We start from the raw sequence: 15,513 nt of genomic DNA on the forward strand, positions 1-15,513 counted from the left end.
CCTCTGCGTCGTGAGCGTGGCGCCGTTGTGGGCCCTGGTGAACCCGGTCTACGCCTTCAAGTGCGCGCGCCTGTCTGCTCCCGGCCAGATGAGCTCAAAGAGGTCGGAGGCGGACGTATGACGCGGCGCCTGTTGGACCCGCCAATGGTCTATCGGAGACCCGCCTTCCCGGACGGCCACGGCCATGGGCGTGGCCGTCCGCGCGGCGTCAGCTACGGCCGACCGGTGGGGCGTGGAGCGGGGTGCCTGCGGCGCCGTCCATGTTGTCTCGGTTGATGACCAACGGGTGGTTCATCAGACCCTTGGCGTTCCGGTTCTGGGTCGGGCTCCATTTGTCGTTCCAGGCGAGGAAGTAGGTGGTCCTGGGGTATCGCTGATGGATGGCGTCAATCCATCTCTTCCAGTTGAATGTCCCATCGACGCGGTCGCGGGGGCCTACTTCGGTGAAGGCGAAAGGCTTGCCCAGGCTGAGCATCTGCTTGTACTGTCTGTCGAGGTTTCTGACAATCCTGCCGTCGCCGCCAGAGGGGTTGTCGGTGTAGCAGTCGAGTCCCACGACGTCGACCTTGCCCTTGCCGGGGTAGTAGTCGAGGAGATTGCTGTTGCGACTGCAGTCCGGCGCGTACACCCAGATCAGGTTGTCGAGTCCGCGGGTGTTGACGAGGTAGTCGTATGTGTACGCCCATACCCTCTTGAACGTGGACGGATGCTGGTTGGCCCACCAGAACCAGTCACCGTTCATCTCGTGGAATGGTCGCCACAACACTACGACGCCGGCCTTCTGCAGGTCGCTCAGCCCGTCACCCATCCTCTTGAGCGAGTGCTGCCAGGAGCGGCCGACGGCGGTGTGGGTGTTGGTGAGATCAGCAAAGTCGTCCAGCTTCGTGCCGAAGCCGTGTCCGGTCGGGCTGGGCATGTGGATGCCGACGCTGACGAGTCCGCCGTTGCTCCACCACCTCTTCAACGTGCCGTTGCACGAACTGTCTACCTGGGTGTTGTCGCTGCTCACCCAGTTGCCGTAGTCGCAGGCCAGCAGGCCTGGATAGTGGCCGGTCCTCTTCCTCAGCAGCTCTGTTTGCTTCAGGCTGAACGTACCGCCGCTGTAGCCGCCGAAAAAGCCGGATACGACCCCCCTGTCGCTGCGGTGTGGGAGACCGGACATCCATCTGAGTACGTCAGACTTGTCGTACTGGCCACCGGCCGCGTGGCGAGCGTTCGGGACGGTTTTCGGGCCATTGACAGCCTTCGCCGCGATTGTCACTGATGCGAGGATTCCGGAGATGGCAGCTGCAACAGCAATCGCCTGAAAAGTCCGCTTCCGTCTACTCATCACGCTCCTTTGCACGGGGTCGGCGTGCGATGTTAGCCGTCCGCCCGTCGGCGAGTAAAGCCAAGCTCTGGACAATCTCCACCTATCGGGGTGATCTGATTTGGTGAGTGCGCCCGCACAGTGCTGGGACCTTCGGGTGTGGTCCCGTCCCGGAGGGGCTGATGAGGTTGGAATCACGAGCGCCACGGCAGCGGCAACTGAAAAGTTCCCTGACTTGGGCGCTCTTGTGTGCTTTGGAAAAAGTGTGCTTGTCGTCAGACGGGTCGAGGTGCTCAACAAGTACCTATTCAGGGTGAAATGGCCTACGGCTGATCGTTCATTACCCGGCGAGTACGGCGGCCTGGGGAGAAAAGGGGGGTCGAATGTTGTGCCGGCGGATTGGGACGCCTCGCTGGAAGGTCGGGAAGAGCTAAGTGCGGAGGCGCCTCGGGCCACGATCACTTCGCTGAACCGGGGGCAGACGAGTGCACTGCACCGGAGGCTGGACCGTTGGGAGCCTACGTATCTGCCGATCGCTTTCGGCTACCTCGGGATAGTGGTGACCGACCGCTTCTTCGTGGACCCGGTCGCGGGCGTGCTTGGCTGGCCGCTGACCATCTTGTGGTCGTGGCAGATCCTCAACACCCTCAGCGGCATGTTCGGCATACGGCGTACGCGCAAGGCGCTGCGCGAGTCGGCGGCTCGCTGGTCAGGCCGCGGGATGCCCAGATGCAGGGACTTCCTGATCGTTGTGATTCCGACCATTGGCCGGCACGACGTCTACCCGGCGCTCGAGCGCTCAGTACTCTCCTACGTCGCCCATCTTTCCGAGCCCTTTCCCTACCTGCGGATCGACATCGTGGTCGAGGAGGGCTGCGAGGCCAGACGCCAGATCTCCATGCTGGCTGCGCAGAGCCCTCAGATTCGGCTCGTCACCGTTCCAAAGCGATATCGCACCGTGAACGGAACGAAGTTCAAGGCACGCGCAGCCCACTATTCGCATGAGTTGCGCATCCGTGAGCACGAGGACCGGGACGACGTCTGGGTGCTGCACATGGACGACGACACCGGCGTGGGTCCTGACACCGCCGTCGCCATGGCCCGGTTCATAGAGGAACAGCGTCAGGCTGACGGCGACGCCAAGCACCTGGCACAGGGCATCCTGACCTACCCGCGTGAGTACGCCGTGAACAGGTTCACCTGGCTCGCGGACTCGGTCCGGCCCGCCGAGGATGTCGGGCGGTTCTCCGCCTGGACCGGTAGCGGTACGCCGCGTGCGGGCGTGCATGGGGAGCTTCTGCTGGTGCGGGCGTCGATCGAGGCGGCGATTGGCTGGGATTTCGGCCCTGGAAGCCTGGTCGAGGACGCTCAGTTCGCACTCATCTTCAGCGCTCGTTACAAGGGGCGGAGCGGGTGGTTCGGCGGGCGAAGCTACGGCGCCTCGCCGGCAAGTCTCCGCGACTTCTTCCAGCAGCGGCAGCGCTGGTCGTGGGGGCTCGCGGGCCTGGTATGCAACAGCTCGCTGCAACTGCGAAACCGGCTGTTGCTCGGATACTCCGTCATGGCATGGGTCGTCGGACCGATCCAGAACGTCGGTGTGGTCATGCTTCTGGGCGTTCTTCTGTCTGATCCGAACACGTCTCCTGTGACAGTCTTTGTCATCCCTCTCTGGGCGCTGAACATGGCCTACACGATCTGGATGTATTGGGAGGGGCTCCGGGTCAACGCATGCGTATCCGGCGACGGCCGTCGCAGGTGGTGGGAGCCCATCGCCGTGATCGTCCTGATCCCGGTCTTCGGCCTGATGGAAAGCGTGCCAGGACTGTGCGGATTCGTGAAGTTCCTGCGAGGTGTCGAGAACAGGTTCATGGTCATCGCAAAGCCGTCATGAGCCTCGGCTTCGACCTCGCTTGCGCTCGACCACTCCGCAACTCGGCCGGGGTTCGAGGCAGCGGGGCGCGCACCATCCGGAAATCACACGGTGACCGCGCGCCGGTCGATGTGGCCGACGAAACGCGTCGTATATGCCGTCGCGGTGGTACTCACCGACCGTAGTGGTCGGACCAATTGTCGACCACCAACTCTGGACAAAGGACGCCGAGCAGCCGACTCCGTAGCCCCGGCGTGGACACTGAGCACGCAGCCGCCCGGCAGCTGGACGCTTGGAGGACGAGTGTAATCACGCTGATCACATCATGGCGACATATCCGGAGATTCTGGCCCGAAAGGCGCCGGGCCGGATCGTGATCAGCGATGGCGACTCCAGGTCTGCCGCCTCCCCACTGGACGCCGGCGTGAACAGCCTCTGACGCGCGCACGTCAAGGTCTGGACTGCTGTCCACGCCCGCGCGGGTGGGTAGGTGCCATGGCCTGGCGCTGGAGGAACGATGACCCCAGGCCTGCCCACGTCAGGCCGCGGGCGCGTTCCACGGGGGGTGAGGCGCAGAGCCTGGTGTTCGCAGCGGCCATCCGCACCCGCAGAACCGAAGCTGCGGTAATCCCTTACAGGCTTAGGACCTGCCACGCTGATCAACCGTTGCACCGAGCTCGCCGACAATGCGACCGCCGGTCCGGCTGAGGAAGCCGTGATCTACACACCGCGACCGCTGGCGACCAGGATCAAAGCACTCAAGACCGAGGCGTATCAGCTGGAGAAGCAGATCGAGCAGCTCATCACCACGCAGGCACGACAGCTGCTCGAAGGACAGGGCATCGGCCCCGACAGCGCCGCCGCCCTGTTGATCGTAGCTGGCGACGTCGGCCTGACCGGGTTCCGAGGCGATCGAGGGGACCTGGCCCCAGACCACCGTCCAACGTCATCAGTCCACACTCGTTGCCGGCGGGATGGTCTCGCCGGACAAGTCAGTGATGCGCACAGATCATCGGTGTCGCCTTCGAACGGGCGAAGGTCTGCTGGTAGAGCGGCTGCAAGCGCAGGGGCATCGGATGTTCTGTGTGTCGCCGAAAGTGTCTGCGCGTGCGCGACCGCATCCCACGAGACAAACGCAAGGCACCCGGCCGGCTCGTCGAAGGCGCATCCGTCTACGGCTGAAACGTCAACCGCCTCCGCCTCCAGCCAGCCACGACTGGCCACAGATGCCCCATCGACGCACAGTTGCAAGCCGTCGAACAACTACGTTGTCAGGTTCAGCTCGACAGAGAGCCCCCGGCCGCTCCGGAGTTGCTCGCGCCGACCGGCGCCGGCGTGGTCACCGCGGCCCAGATCCAGGTCGATCGTCGGATTGGCCCACTCTTCAAGCGTCGTGGACAGAAGTGACTCGCCACCGGCTGCGCGTGCAGCCGGTGGCGGGCCGTTTCGGGGCGGACCTTCTGTCCTTCCCGACCGCTCGCTCATGAGGTGGTCTGGGCGTGCGGCTTGAGCACGACCTTGGTCCAGCCGTGATCACGGGCGTCGAAGTGCTGGTAGGCCTCGGGCGCTTTGGTGAGTGGGAGTTCGTGGGACACGAGGAACGACGGCTGCGCGTGGTTCGCGGCAATCAGGTTGCAGAGCTTGCGGTTGTAGCGCTTGACCGGGCACTGGCCGGATCCCATGTGCTGGCCCTTGAACCAGAACTTGCCGTAGTCGATCGCCGCCTTTCCCTGCTTGCCAAGGTCGTCAGGCGATCCCGGGTCGCTGGGAACGAACACGCCGACCACGCCAATCCCGCCGGTGAACTTCACCGACTCGACGAGACGGTTGAGCGTGAGACTGTTCTGCTCCTTGCCCTGCGGGTCGTGTGCCTGGTAGCCGACACATTCGCAACCGCGGTCCGCTCCCTTGCCGTCGGTCTGCTCGAGGACCGCCTGGACCGGGTCGGTCTTGGAGTCGTCGATCGGAATGGCGCCGATCTTCTCCGCCAGCGCCAGGCGGTCGGGGTGCCGGTCGACCACCATGACCTTGGAGGCGCTCTTGAGTACGGACGAGTAGGCCGCGAAGAGACCGACGGGTCCGCCGCCGTAGACGACAACGGTGTCACCCGGCGTGACACCTGCCAACTCGGTGGCGTGGTAGCCGGTCGGCCAGATGTCGGCAAGCATTACGTAGTCGTCTTCCTTGTCCCGGGCGCCAGGTGGGAGACGAAGGGCGTTGAAGTCGGCCCAGGGCACCCGCAGGTACTCCGCCTGTCCGCCGCTCCACGGGCCCATGTCAGCAAAGCCGTACGCCGCTCCCGCTATCTCGGGATCCGGATTTGCCGTGAGGCAGTAGTTCGTCAACCCCGCGTTGCAGTTCTCACAGGTTCCGCACGCGACGTTGAACGGCACCGCCACCATGTCGCCCTGGTGGAGGTCCTGCACGGCTGATCCCGTTTCGACGACCTCGCCGAGGTTCTCGTGCCCGAAGATCCGCCCTGGTTCGAACGACGTCCTGCCTTCGTACATGTGCAAGTCGGACCCACAGATGTTCGTCGACGTGATCTTGATGATCGCATCGGTCGGTCGCTCGATCGTGGGATCGGGAACGTCCTTTACGGCTACGTCACGTGGGCCGTTGTACACGACTGCCTTCATGGGGCGACACCTCGCCTTCTACGCTGTTTCCCGGCCCGCCAATCGGTTGGAGCCTCATCAGCAGGGGTGCGTCGGGCCGGGCTGCACGCACGCCACTCTGCTGTCCGCCGCTTCGATTCATCCACGCACCAATAAGCGGTGAACCGCCGCCGGCCTCTTCCACGCAACCACGCTCTGGCATCCCACACAAGGGACCGCTGCCTGCGGTACTACTGTCAGGCGGCTCTGCTGGGAGCGCGAGCGAACTGGTCGATGATGGCCGCGCAGAAGGCCGGCAGGTCCGCCGGTGAACGGCTGGAGGTCAACTGCCCGTCGACGACGACCTCCTCGTCGACGACTTCGGCTCCGGCGTTCCGCAGGTCGGTGCGCAGGCTCGGCCATGAAGTCAACCGGCGACCGCGCACCGCGTCGGCCTCCACGAGGGTCCAAGGACCGTGGCAGATCACGCCGATCGGCTTACCGCTTTCGACGAACGCCTTCACGAAGGCGACCGCATCCTTGTTCATGCGCAGTTGGTCTGGGTTCATGGTGCCGCCGGGCAGGACCAAGGCGTCGTAGTCGTCCACGGAGGCGTCGGCCAGGAGTCGGTCGACCGGGAAAGTTCCGGCAGGGTTGAGGTCGAACTGACGTGCCTGGATCTCGCCGGGGTGAATCGAGAGGATCTCACTTTTCGCCCCGGCACCATACAGTGCACCCCGAGGCTGTTCGAGTTCCACCCGCTCCACCCCGTCGGTTGCCACGAACGCCACTGTCCTGTTCCGCAGCGGGTAATCCATGGTTTCCACCTTCCTGTCCGATGTCTGTGTGACCCACTAGCGGCAGGCCCCCGGGTCGTCTGGCGCTGTCCCGTGCGGACTCGGACTCGGAACGGACCTACGTCGCGGGTCCCTCATGTACGGATGCCTTTATGACCGTGAATATCCATCCTCAACGGTATCGTTTGGATCCGTGAGCGAGATGCGAGGAAGGAGTGGTCGTGGACGCCGAGATGCACCATCCCGCTTCCGAAAGGCATATCCACAGATAGGCGGTAACCGTTCGAACCTCAGCCCCCGCTCTTGCTTCCCACGCAACCAGATGGGGCGCTTCGTCGCAAGGGTCAGCACCGGTAAAAGTTGCAGTGCTAACCGCCACCGAAAGAATGTCGTCTCCTTCGCCGGGAACCGTACAAGCCGCTGAGGGTTAGGGTGGTGGGAACTGTGACGCGATGCCGGCCGGGAGACCAGGAGGGCGAGTATGCCGGTCCAGAGTAGGAGCAGATTCGAACGGTTCTTTCGTGCAGCGGCGAGCCTGGACGTCGACAAGAACGACCTGAAGCGCTATCAAGACTTCCTGGACGACAAGATCTACGATCTTTTCCTGATCGGGAAGGCGTCGGCGAAGGCCAACGGGAGGGACGTCATCCAGCCGGCCGATCTTCCGATCACGAAGGGGCTCCAGGAGAGCATCCATGAGTTCCGGCGCCTGGATGAGGAGATCGAACTAACCCCGATCCTTGATATCCTGGCTGCGCGGCCTCCGTTGGACGTCACGATCAGCGATGAGACCGAGGAGAGGCTGCCGAACGTAGCAGGCGGCCTGAGCGTTGCGCTGGCCAGGACGTTCAAGATCATCGACCCTGGCCTGAAGAACCCTCAGACCGAGCACTGGTCGCGAGTGTTCGAGATCTTCGGTCAGCTCCTCTGAACCCGACCGCGGCGTTGGTTCGCGATGACCTCCGTCGTTCGCTGCGGGACAGGTCGCCCGCCGGCCCCTCGTGCGATGTGACTGGACCTCCCTGGTTCCGTTCAGGCGACCACCAAGGAAAGCGTCTCCACAGACCCGATGGTCCTGGTTCGAGTTCGGGGAAGCATGAACGAGCGGTGGGCCAACGCCGTTGGACCGGAGGCGCTGTGAGGATCTTGACCGTCAACGTGGGGTCGGGAAGCCTCCACCTCGTCTATGTCGATGGTGGCGCTTCCGGGGATCGGTTGGATCTCTCCGAGCCGCCGGAATCGTCGGAGGTCCTGGGCCTCGTGGACGCTTTCGTCGCGGACCAGAAGGCTCCCGACGCGGTCGGCTACCGGCTTGTCCACGGCGGTGATGAGGTACGCAAGGCCAGGATCGTCGATGACGTACTTCGTGCCCAGCTGGACGCCGTGGCTGACCGCGCACCGTTGCACGTGCCTCCGACGCTCATGCTGCTCGACCGACTCAGGCAACGATTGTCACGTGTGCCTCACGTGGTCTGCCCCGACAGCGCGTTCCACTCGACTCTGCCGCCTGCTGCGGCAACATACTCGCTGCCTGCGCGGTGGCGGTCGCGTTGGGGACTGCGGCGGTACGGCTTCCACGGACTGTCCTACTCGTGGGCCACCCGACGTGCCGCACAGCTGATCGGACAAGACGTGGCCGGACTACAGATGGTGCTCTGTCATCTGGGTGGCGGTGCGTCGGTCTGCGCTGTCGACGGTGGTCGTAGCGTCGACACCTCCATGGGCTTCACTCCGCTGGACGGCCTTCCGATGAGTAGCCGGTCGGGTGCGATCGACCCCGGCATGCTGATCTGGCTGCTCGGCGGTCGGCTATCCCTCGAAAGGCTGGCTCAGGGGCTCTACCGCGAGTCGGGTTTGCTGGGACTGTCCGGTGGCCGTCTGGCGATACCCGCGGGTTGGTCGCTGCAGCCCCTCATGACGACGCGGCGACCCTCGCGCTAGAGGTGTACGTACACCGGGTACGACGTGAGATCGCCGCGGCCGCAAGCAGCCTGTCGCGCCTCGACGCGCTCGTGTTCACCGGCGAGATCGGCTGGGACCAACCAGAAATTCGGCTGGCGGTATGTCGCGGACTGCGCCAGCTCGGTGTTCCCGCGCCGGTGCGCGGCAACAGGGACGACGACGGCCCGGTCGGCCCAGCTGGTGCGACAGTCTCCGTCCTTGTCATCGAGCCCAGGGAAGACCTTCAGATCGCCACGGACGCCGCAGCGGTGCTTCCTTGACCGGCGTTCCCGTCGGTCTTCCTGGTCGTGGCTCTCCTGCCTCGCTTCGACCATCGTCTGGTGAACAGGAACCGGCGGCGACGGTCCGACCGTCCTCGACCGGTTCTCCCGCTGGAACGCTGGGCGACCGCGATCACCCAACTGAACGGCGAGTGAGCGCCACCGAACCGGCCTGGGATCTTCGGCCCTTGCCGGCCGTCACTTCCTGGCGTCTGCTGGGACTCTCCGAGCGTTCACAGGAGGTGTACAGATGCCCAAAGTCTTGATAATCACCGGTGATGGCGCTGAGTCACTCGAGGTGCTCTATCCATACCAACGACTCGTCGAAGAGGGTTATGACGTCGATGTCGCGGCAGTGGAGAAAAAGAAACTTCAGTTTGTCGTGCACGACTTCAGCCCCGGTTTCGACACCTACACCGAGAAGCCCGGGTATGCGTGGCCCGCGGACGTCGCGTTCGCCGACGTCGAGCCCGCTGACTACGCAGCACTGGTCATCCCTGGCGGGCGCGCACCGGAATACATCCGGAATGACCCCGACTGTCAGCGAATCGTACGTCACTTCTACGAAACCGACGCTCCGGTGGCTCAGCTGTGTCACGGGCCGTTGATCCCTGCCGCCGCGCGTGTCCTTGCTGGCCGACGCACGGCGGCGTACCCGGAACTCGAACCGGACGTCACTCTTGCGGGGGCGGAGTTCGTCGACGCGGCTGCTGTCGTCGACGGGCAGGTGGTGTCTGGACGGGCGTGGAATGACCACCCCTCCTGGATGCACGAGTTCATGCACATCCTCCACGCCAAAGCGGAACGACCGGTGGTTTAGGCGAGCCGATTTGGATGACCTCGTTCCCGTCCGTGCTCTGAGCACATCAGCGGCAAAGCCTATGCCGAGGCTACTTCCGGACGTTGCGGGTGGAGTCTCGGAACCGCGCCGGGTGGCGGCGCCTTTGGCCGTCGTGCCCGGGCGTCCGGTTGCTGCTCCGCCAAGCCTCTGCGAGGTGGCAGGCGTTGGGAGTCGTCGGGTGCTCAGATCACCAGTCGGCTCAGCAGCGGTCCCCGGGCATCTTCGAACTCCTGGTCGGAGATCAGGGCGTCCCGGTGTAGGTCGCTTAGGTCCCGCAGCCGCTTTGACAACGTCTGTTTCGCCAGCGATGCCAGACACTGGCTGCCCTTTGATCGCAAGGGCCTCGATGGCGGTCCGGAGAGCATCAATCGACTGCCGGAGTCGGTCTATCGCGTCGGCCACATCTGCGCTCATGCCATCAGCATGCCTCATCTCGGATCGGCTCTAGCCCGACAATGCGATCGACATCTACCGGCACTGGGAGGCGGACGCAGGGGAAAGCCGAGCGCCACACCTTGCGGCGCGTACAAGAACTCCGTCAGAAGATGGAGCAGATACGCCTGGAGGCCGAGAAGGCCGGCGCGACACGCGGAAGAGGAGCAGTTCGCAGCCAAACAGCACAACCTGTGGTTGCTTCGCGAGGTGGGGGCCGGCGACGAGATGGCGTCGATCGTCTCGTGGACCGCGATCCCGGCCAGCCGCCTGCAGAGGGCGAGCGGGCGCCAATCGCCCCCGATTGTCAAGCGGTGCCGTCGAGCATTCCGTGGAGATGAGCGGCGGCGGACTCGATGTCGTCGTACTTCCGCTGGGCCGCCCGGGTCTCGGCGCTGATGACGCCGCACCGGTGAATCTTGGTGAAGTCTCCATAGGGGAATTTGTAATGGGCCTTCGTATCCGCGGGAGCGTCGTCATCGATTCCGAGGTACCACTTCCCGTACGCACTGAACCCGTGTTCTTCGAGGAAGGCGTTCTCCTGCGCCGTCGACGGCCGATGTTCGCTCCACGCGTCCTTGTCGTCGATGACGTACTTTCCGTCCTTGACCAGCTGTTTGGCAAAATCGAACGCTCTGTCGTTCAGCTTGGTTGTCATCAGTCTCTCTCCTCGATGGCCATGACGGAATCTGAGTGGTTGCTCGTCCTTCTATCGGTCCGGACACGACCTGATTCCACACTAGGGCAACCCGTAGGTGCTGGTCCTGAGGCTGCGACATCGTCCGGCGCGTGCGCACCTGACGTATCTGCCACGAAGGTAGGTGCTTGCCCCACGACTCGACAGAAGTTGGTCTCCCGCACGCTAACGGCAGTCCGCGAGCTCGATACCGGAGACCGCGGAGGGGAATCCGAGATTGTTTTCGATCCTGGACGACGTACCTGCCTGCCACCGGCCGCGCGGGTCCACTAGAGGGCACGGCAACGCCGGTCGCAGGCGTGGACAGTTGAAACGTATCTTCTGTTCCGCCACGAGCGCGAACAATTGGCAAGACTGATGTCTGGGCCCAATTGCTGAACACGGGGAATGCGGAAAGCCTTGGTCCGGTTCTGTGATCGGACATCTGGACTGATCTCGTTCTATATCCTGAGTGGCGAATGGTGACGCTGCCAGCTGGCGGCGGGAGGTCGTGACGGACTTTTGTGCGCGTACTCCAGCCTCGATCCGGCCGACGACGGCCTCTTCGCGACCGTGTATGAACAGCCACCGCGGACTCTCCGGGATCCCTCGACGCACGACCATGATCGCAAGGTCGAGGATGCCGCCGAGTCCAAACGCGAGTCGCCAGCCGAGTTCTTCTTGCGCCCGAACCGGTCGGCGACATGGGCCACCATCCCGGCATGGACGACCAAGGAGTCGTACGCCTCATCGCCTTCCCGAAAGCGCACCTCGCCTTCTGGGTCACGCATCACGCAGCCTGCGTGGCAAGCGCCTCGATCTGCAGGTCGGTAACGTCGGATATGCCCGTGACATCTGGCCCTGACTCAGATATGGCGATCGTGCGGCCCCACTTCACGGAAGTATGCGTGCGTTACGGGGGCCGGAGAGGACGCCTTTGCGAGGGTCTCTTCCACCCATGCCCGCACGATCAAGGCAGGCGCCGCGCCGACGTGTGTAGCGAGCGCCTTGCCCCGCTTCATGAAAATGAGCGCGGGTACGGAACGGATTGCGAGACGTTCGGGGATCTCTGGCGCTTCGTCCACCTCAACCTCGACCAGTTTCACCCACCCGGCCAGATCCTTGGCGACCTGCTCGAGGATGGGCGTCATGTGACGGCACGGAGGGCACCAGGGTGCGCACATGTAGATGAGGACTGGAACCTGCGACCTCTCCACGATGTCGGTGTACGTGTCGTTGTCGGTGTCGACGACCCAAGGGAGGGCAGAGTTGCAGTGGCCGCAGCGCGGCGCACTCTCAGCGGTGGCCCGTACGCGGTTCGTCCGCCCGCAATGCTCACATGTCACGCTGGCTGGGAGATCGTGCGACGTCATGAGGCTTCTCACGCTCCACGTCGAGCCGCCCTGGTTGTCGTCCGTCGACCGACGATCGCTAGGCTCAGCGAGGTTCGGCACTTCGACCCATAAGCGTTTTCGCGCCCAGCCTGCGACAAAATATTTGTTGTTGAGTGCGGGTAACGCCCGTGACTTGGTTGTAAGAGATCCCCGTCACCGGACATTGTCCCCCCGCTCACCGAATCGTGTAAAGGGCCGCCGCCTTCAGGGAGGCGTGATCCGCCGTGGAAGTGGTGAAGCCGACCCGGAACAGGAATGTCGGTCGGAAGAGGCTCAGGCCGGTGCGACGGTGTTGGGTGGACTATGAGAACGATATCCCGATCATGATCGACTTGTCTCAGACCACGAAGGAATGGGGCTAATGGTGACGTGCGCTTTCGGAAGCTTTCCTGACCCACGACTGAACTGAGAGCCTTCAGGCGATGGGGTTGACCACCGCCAGCCGACGACGGGTGTCCGCGGCACCAGGGTCGAGCAGTTCATCGACGGCGGTGCCTACATCGTACGGGCCGGAAGGACCTACATCGCGCGGGGCGGGAAGGGCCTACTCGTACGTGCCGAAGGGCTTACATCGTACGGGCCGAACTCCCAGGTGTTGGTACTGAACGCAGGGGCACGAGCACGGAACCACCGATTCGTAGCGGCCCCCTGGAAGCGGTGTGTCGATACCGCAGCCTGGCACACAAATCCGTGCCTCCGGACACTCAGGGGGCGGCGGTCCAGAAAGTGTTTGGGTCACGGACTGCGCCCGCGAACAAGCTTCGCGTGAGTAGCCTGGCAGGAAGAGCGCACTGCGGATGCCCGCAGACCACCTCGTGCGGCGACGACGTTGCGAACGACCTGCCGGTGCGCAGGAGGCCCGAGGCCTCAATGGCTACTCGCTTGTTTCGTGATCGAAGAGACGCCGGACGCTTCCTGGCCTGCAGTCTCGAGCACTATCGGGACCGTCCGAATGTGGTTGTGCTGGGGCTGCCGCGTGGCGGTGTGCCGGTGGCGTACGAGGTCGCTTCGACTCTGAGTGCCCCGCTCGACGTCTTCGTGGTGCGCAAGCTCGGAGTGCCAGGCCAGGAGGAATTGGCTTTGGGCGCGATCGCGAGCGGAGGCGCCGTGGTGCTCAATGACGACGTAGTTCGCGGGCTTGACATTCCTCCGGAAACCATCCGGCAGGTGGCTGAGCGGGAAGGACGCGAACTGCTGAGCCGCGAGCAAGCATACCGGGCCGGTCGCCCCATGCAGGACCTCGCGGGCAAGGCCGTCATCCTCGTCGACGACGGGCTCGCGACCGGTGCCAGCATGCGAGCCGCGATCCGCGCCCTGCGTGGCCGCCACCCTGAAAGGATCGTGGTCGCCGTACCGGCCGCGCCTTCGTTCACCTGCCAGGAGCTCGCCGATGTCGTCGATGAGGTCGTCTGTGCGACGACGCCGACACCATTCTTCGCGGTCGGGCAGTCCTATTGGGACTTCACCCAGACGACTGATGAGGAGGTGCGTGACCTCCTGCGCGCCGCTTCGCCGTCGCACCCGACCCAGCCGGAAGCGACCTCGTTGACAGAGGCTGGGGTCATCAGGGTGGAGGCCGTACCAGTGGAGGATGGTGTGCCGAGCGGCGACGCATGGTCCGACCTCGTGGGTGACGCCCATGTCGTGTTGATCGGAGAGGCTTCGCACGGCACACACGAGTTCTACGAGGCACGGGCGAGGTTGACGCGGCGGTTGATCGAGGAGAAGGGATTCTGCGCCGTCGCGGCGGAGGCCGACTGGCCGGATGCCTATCGGGTGAACCGTTACGTCCGTGGACGGAGCGAGGACACAACCGCCGAGGAGTCACTGCGTGGGTTCGAGCGGTTCCCGGCCTGGATGTGGAGAAATACGGTTGTGCTCGACTTCGTAGGGTGGCTCAGGGAGCACAACGACCGCCTTGCTGGAGACGAGCGGGCCAAGGCGGGCTTTTACGGCTTGGACGTCTATTCCCTCTATCGCTCGATGCAGGAGGTTATCGCCTACCTCGAGAGGGTGGACCCAGACGCCGCTGCGCGGGCTCGCGAGCGATACGCGTGCTTCGATCACGTGAGCGGCGACGACGGCCAGGAGTACGGCTGGGCGGCGGCCTTCGGCGCTGGCCCCACGTGCGAGCAGGAGGTGGTCGACCAGCTCGTGGACCTACGGCGTAAGGCGTGGGAGTACACGCGGGAAGACGGCGGACTTGTCGAGGACGAGTACTTCTACGCCGAACAAAACGCTCGGATCGTAGCCACCGCAGCGGAGTACTACCGGACCATGTTCGGCAGTCGAGTCTCCTCCTGGAACCTGCGGGACCGCGCCATGGTTGAGACCCTCGAGGCACTCCGTGCGCACCTGGGCCGGCAACGGGAGGAGGAAGCAAGGATTGTCGTCTGGGCGCACAACTCCCACGTGGGAGATGCACGAGCCACCGAGCTTGAGAGCCGCGGTGAGTTCAACGTCGGTGAGCTCGCTCGTGAGCGGTATGCCGGTGACTGCCGGCTCGTGGGGTTCACCACGTATGTGGGGACCGTGACGGCGGCCAATGACTGGGGGGCGCCGGCGGATCGCAAGGTCGTTCGCCCAGGGATCCCCGAGAGCGTTGAGGAGCTGTTCCACGAGGTGGGTGAGAAGGAGTTCATGGTTGCCGTGGGAAGGGCGCCGCGGGCCGCCGAGGTGCTCCGCACGGCGCGCATAGAGAGGGCGATAGGCGTCGTGTACCGGCCGGAGACCGAACGGCAGAGCCACTACTTCCGGAGCCGGGTAGCTGACCAGTTCGACGCGTTGATCCACATCGACGAGACGCGTGCACTCCAGCCGATCGAACGAACAGCTCGATGGGATCGAGGCGACGCGCCCGAAACCTATCCCTTCGCGGTCTGACCGCTTACACGGTCCAGGTCGCGCACGTGTGCTAGAGAGGAATCTCGAACATGGCTGAAACGGGCTTTCGATCTTTTACCACGACCGTTGACAAGACAAACCACGTTCTGAACAACATAGAGCAGCAGTACGGAATGTCAAAGGAGCATCGCAACATATCGTATGCCGCTCTGAGGGCGGTTATACACACGTTGCGAGATCGTCTTACCGTGGAGGAAGCCGCCGAGTTGGGCGCACAGCTACCCATGCTTATTCGCGGTATCTACTACGAAGGATGGGTCCCCACCCGGGCTCCGGTGAAGATGGACAGGGAGGAATTCCTTGCTCGTGTCCAGCGCGAGTTCAACTTCAGGGCGGACGGCGGAATAGAACTGCTGGTCCAGAGGGTCCTGCAGGCGCTGAGGGATCACATTACCGAAGGCGAGTGGGAAGACGTGAAGTCGAGCGTCCCACGCGACCTCGCTTCTGTGTTTCCGTAATGTCCGTACTGGA

Annotated in this window: 12 protein-coding genes and 1 pseudogene; 7 read left to right on the forward strand and 6 right to left on the reverse strand. The window is 64.0% G+C overall.

All coding sequences use genetic code 11. The annotated features are described in order from the left end of the window. Positions 1 to 208: 208 nt before the first annotated feature. Positions 209 to 1,330: a glycosyl hydrolase gene (locus BLU27_RS17990; protein ID WP_092654830.1), complete on the reverse strand. Its 1,122-nt coding sequence runs from the start codon at positions 1,328 to 1,330 to the stop codon at positions 209 to 211. A gap of 538 nt (positions 1,331 to 1,868) precedes the next feature. Here BLU27_RS17990 and BLU27_RS17995 point away from each other — a divergent pair. Continuing rightward, a complete protein-coding gene (locus tag BLU27_RS17995) occupies positions 1,869 to 3,200 on the forward strand; it encodes a glycosyltransferase family 2 protein (RefSeq protein ID WP_241827498.1) in 1,332 nt (443 codons plus the stop codon). A 1,460-nt stretch (positions 3,201 to 4,660) separates the two neighbouring features. On the opposite strand, the gene BLU27_RS18005 is transcribed toward BLU27_RS17995, so the two are convergent. Continuing rightward, a complete protein-coding gene (locus tag BLU27_RS18005) occupies positions 4,661 to 5,818 on the reverse strand; it encodes a glutathione-independent formaldehyde dehydrogenase (RefSeq protein ID WP_092654832.1) in 1,158 nt (385 codons plus the stop codon). 215 nt (positions 5,819 to 6,033) lie between these two features. Next, positions 6,034 to 6,594 carry a type 1 glutamine amidotransferase domain-containing protein gene (locus tag BLU27_RS18010; RefSeq protein WP_092654833.1) on the reverse strand — a complete coding sequence of 187 codons (561 nt, stop codon included), beginning with the start codon at positions 6,592 to 6,594 and terminating at the stop codon, positions 6,034 to 6,036. Positions 6,595 to 7,054: 460 nt separating this feature from the next. Here BLU27_RS18010 and BLU27_RS18015 point away from each other — a divergent pair, with 460 nt between their 5' ends. From BLU27_RS18015 to BLU27_RS18025, 4 genes are all read left to right on the forward strand, one after another. Next, entirely contained in the window at positions 7,055 to 7,504 is a 450-nt protein-coding gene (locus BLU27_RS18015) for a DUF1931 family protein (protein ID WP_092654834.1), read from the forward strand. A gap of 215 nt (positions 7,505 to 7,719) precedes the next feature. Then, entirely contained in the window at positions 7,720 to 8,514 is a 795-nt protein-coding gene (locus BLU27_RS18020; protein ID WP_197681484.1) for an acetate/propionate family kinase, read from the forward strand. Further along, positions 8,469 to 8,795 (forward strand): acetate/propionate family kinase, encoded by a 327-nt coding sequence (locus BLU27_RS31320; protein WP_197681485.1) that lies wholly within the window; start codon positions 8,469 to 8,471, stop codon positions 8,793 to 8,795. Before BLU27_RS18020 ends, BLU27_RS31320 begins: the two co-directional genes overlap by 46 nt. A 250-nt stretch (positions 8,796 to 9,045) precedes the next feature. Beyond that, a complete protein-coding gene (locus BLU27_RS18025; protein ID WP_092654835.1) occupies positions 9,046 to 9,615 on the forward strand; it encodes a DJ-1/PfpI family protein in 570 nt (189 codons plus the stop codon). Positions 9,616 to 10,375: 760 nt separating this feature from the next. Here the strand turns inward: BLU27_RS18025 and BLU27_RS18030 are convergent. The 3 genes and pseudogenes from BLU27_RS18030 to BLU27_RS18040 all read right to left on the reverse strand — a co-directional run bounded on the left by BLU27_RS18030 (position 10,376) and on the right by BLU27_RS18040 (position 12,117). Continuing rightward, positions 10,376 to 10,726 carry a hypothetical protein gene (locus BLU27_RS18030; protein WP_092654836.1) on the reverse strand — a complete coding sequence of 117 codons (351 nt, stop codon included), beginning with the start codon at positions 10,724 to 10,726 and terminating at the stop codon, positions 10,376 to 10,378. A 204-nt stretch (positions 10,727 to 10,930) separates the two neighbouring features. Continuing rightward, a pseudogene (locus BLU27_RS30585) lies at positions 10,931 to 11,410 on the reverse strand (hypothetical protein); the annotation flags it as partial. Between the two features lie 200 nt (positions 11,411 to 11,610). Continuing rightward, on the reverse strand, positions 11,611 to 12,117 hold the full coding sequence (locus BLU27_RS18040; protein ID WP_092654838.1) for a thioredoxin family protein: 507 nt from the start codon (positions 12,115 to 12,117) through the stop codon (positions 11,611 to 11,613). A gap of 891 nt (positions 12,118 to 13,008) precedes the next feature. Between BLU27_RS18040 and BLU27_RS18045 the strand changes: the two genes are divergently transcribed. Together BLU27_RS18045 and BLU27_RS18050 are read left to right on the forward strand one after the other, a co-directional pair. After that, positions 13,009 to 15,021 carry an erythromycin esterase family protein gene (locus BLU27_RS18045; RefSeq protein WP_092657851.1) on the forward strand — a complete coding sequence of 671 codons (2,013 nt, stop codon included), beginning with the start codon at positions 13,009 to 13,011 and terminating at the stop codon, positions 15,019 to 15,021. A 50-nt stretch (positions 15,022 to 15,071) separates the two neighbouring features. Continuing rightward, positions 15,072 to 15,500 carry a DUF2267 domain-containing protein gene (locus tag BLU27_RS18050; protein ID WP_092654839.1) on the forward strand — a complete coding sequence of 143 codons (429 nt, stop codon included), beginning with the start codon at positions 15,072 to 15,074 and terminating at the stop codon, positions 15,498 to 15,500. The last annotated feature ends 13 nt before the right edge of the window (positions 15,501 to 15,513 follow it).

The organism is Actinopolymorpha singaporensis (assembly GCF_900104745.1).
Taxonomy (GTDB): domain Bacteria; phylum Actinomycetota; class Actinomycetes; order Propionibacteriales; family Actinopolymorphaceae; genus Actinopolymorpha; species Actinopolymorpha singaporensis.

What these genes read in the sequence shown, in the direction of transcription:
- BLU27_RS18030 (WP_092654836.1), bottom strand. Translation starts at nt 10,726, where the DNA reads ATGACAACCAAGCTGAACGACAGAGCGTTCGATTTTGCCAAACAGCTG.
- BLU27_RS17990 (WP_092654830.1), bottom strand. Translation starts at nt 1,330, where the DNA reads ATGAGTAGACGGAAGCGGACTTTTCAGGCGATTGCTGTTGCAGCTGCC.
- BLU27_RS18015 (WP_092654834.1), top strand. Translation starts at nt 7,055, where the DNA reads ATGCCGGTCCAGAGTAGGAGCAGATTCGAACGGTTCTTTCGTGCAGCG.
- BLU27_RS18005 (WP_092654832.1), bottom strand. Translation starts at nt 5,818, where the DNA reads ATGAAGGCAGTCGTGTACAACGGCCCACGTGACGTAGCCGTAAAGGAC.
- BLU27_RS18050 (WP_092654839.1), top strand. Translation starts at nt 15,072, where the DNA reads ATGGCTGAAACGGGCTTTCGATCTTTTACCACGACCGTTGACAAGACA.
- BLU27_RS18010 (WP_092654833.1), bottom strand. Translation starts at nt 6,594, where the DNA reads ATGGATTACCCGCTGCGGAACAGGACAGTGGCGTTCGTGGCAACCGAC.
- BLU27_RS18045 (WP_092657851.1), top strand. Translation starts at nt 13,009, where the DNA reads ATGGCTACTCGCTTGTTTCGTGATCGAAGAGACGCCGGACGCTTCCTG.
- BLU27_RS18025 (WP_092654835.1), top strand. Translation starts at nt 9,046, where the DNA reads ATGCCCAAAGTCTTGATAATCACCGGTGATGGCGCTGAGTCACTCGAG.
- BLU27_RS18040 (WP_092654838.1), bottom strand. Translation starts at nt 12,117, where the DNA reads ATGACGTCGCACGATCTCCCAGCCAGCGTGACATGTGAGCATTGCGGG.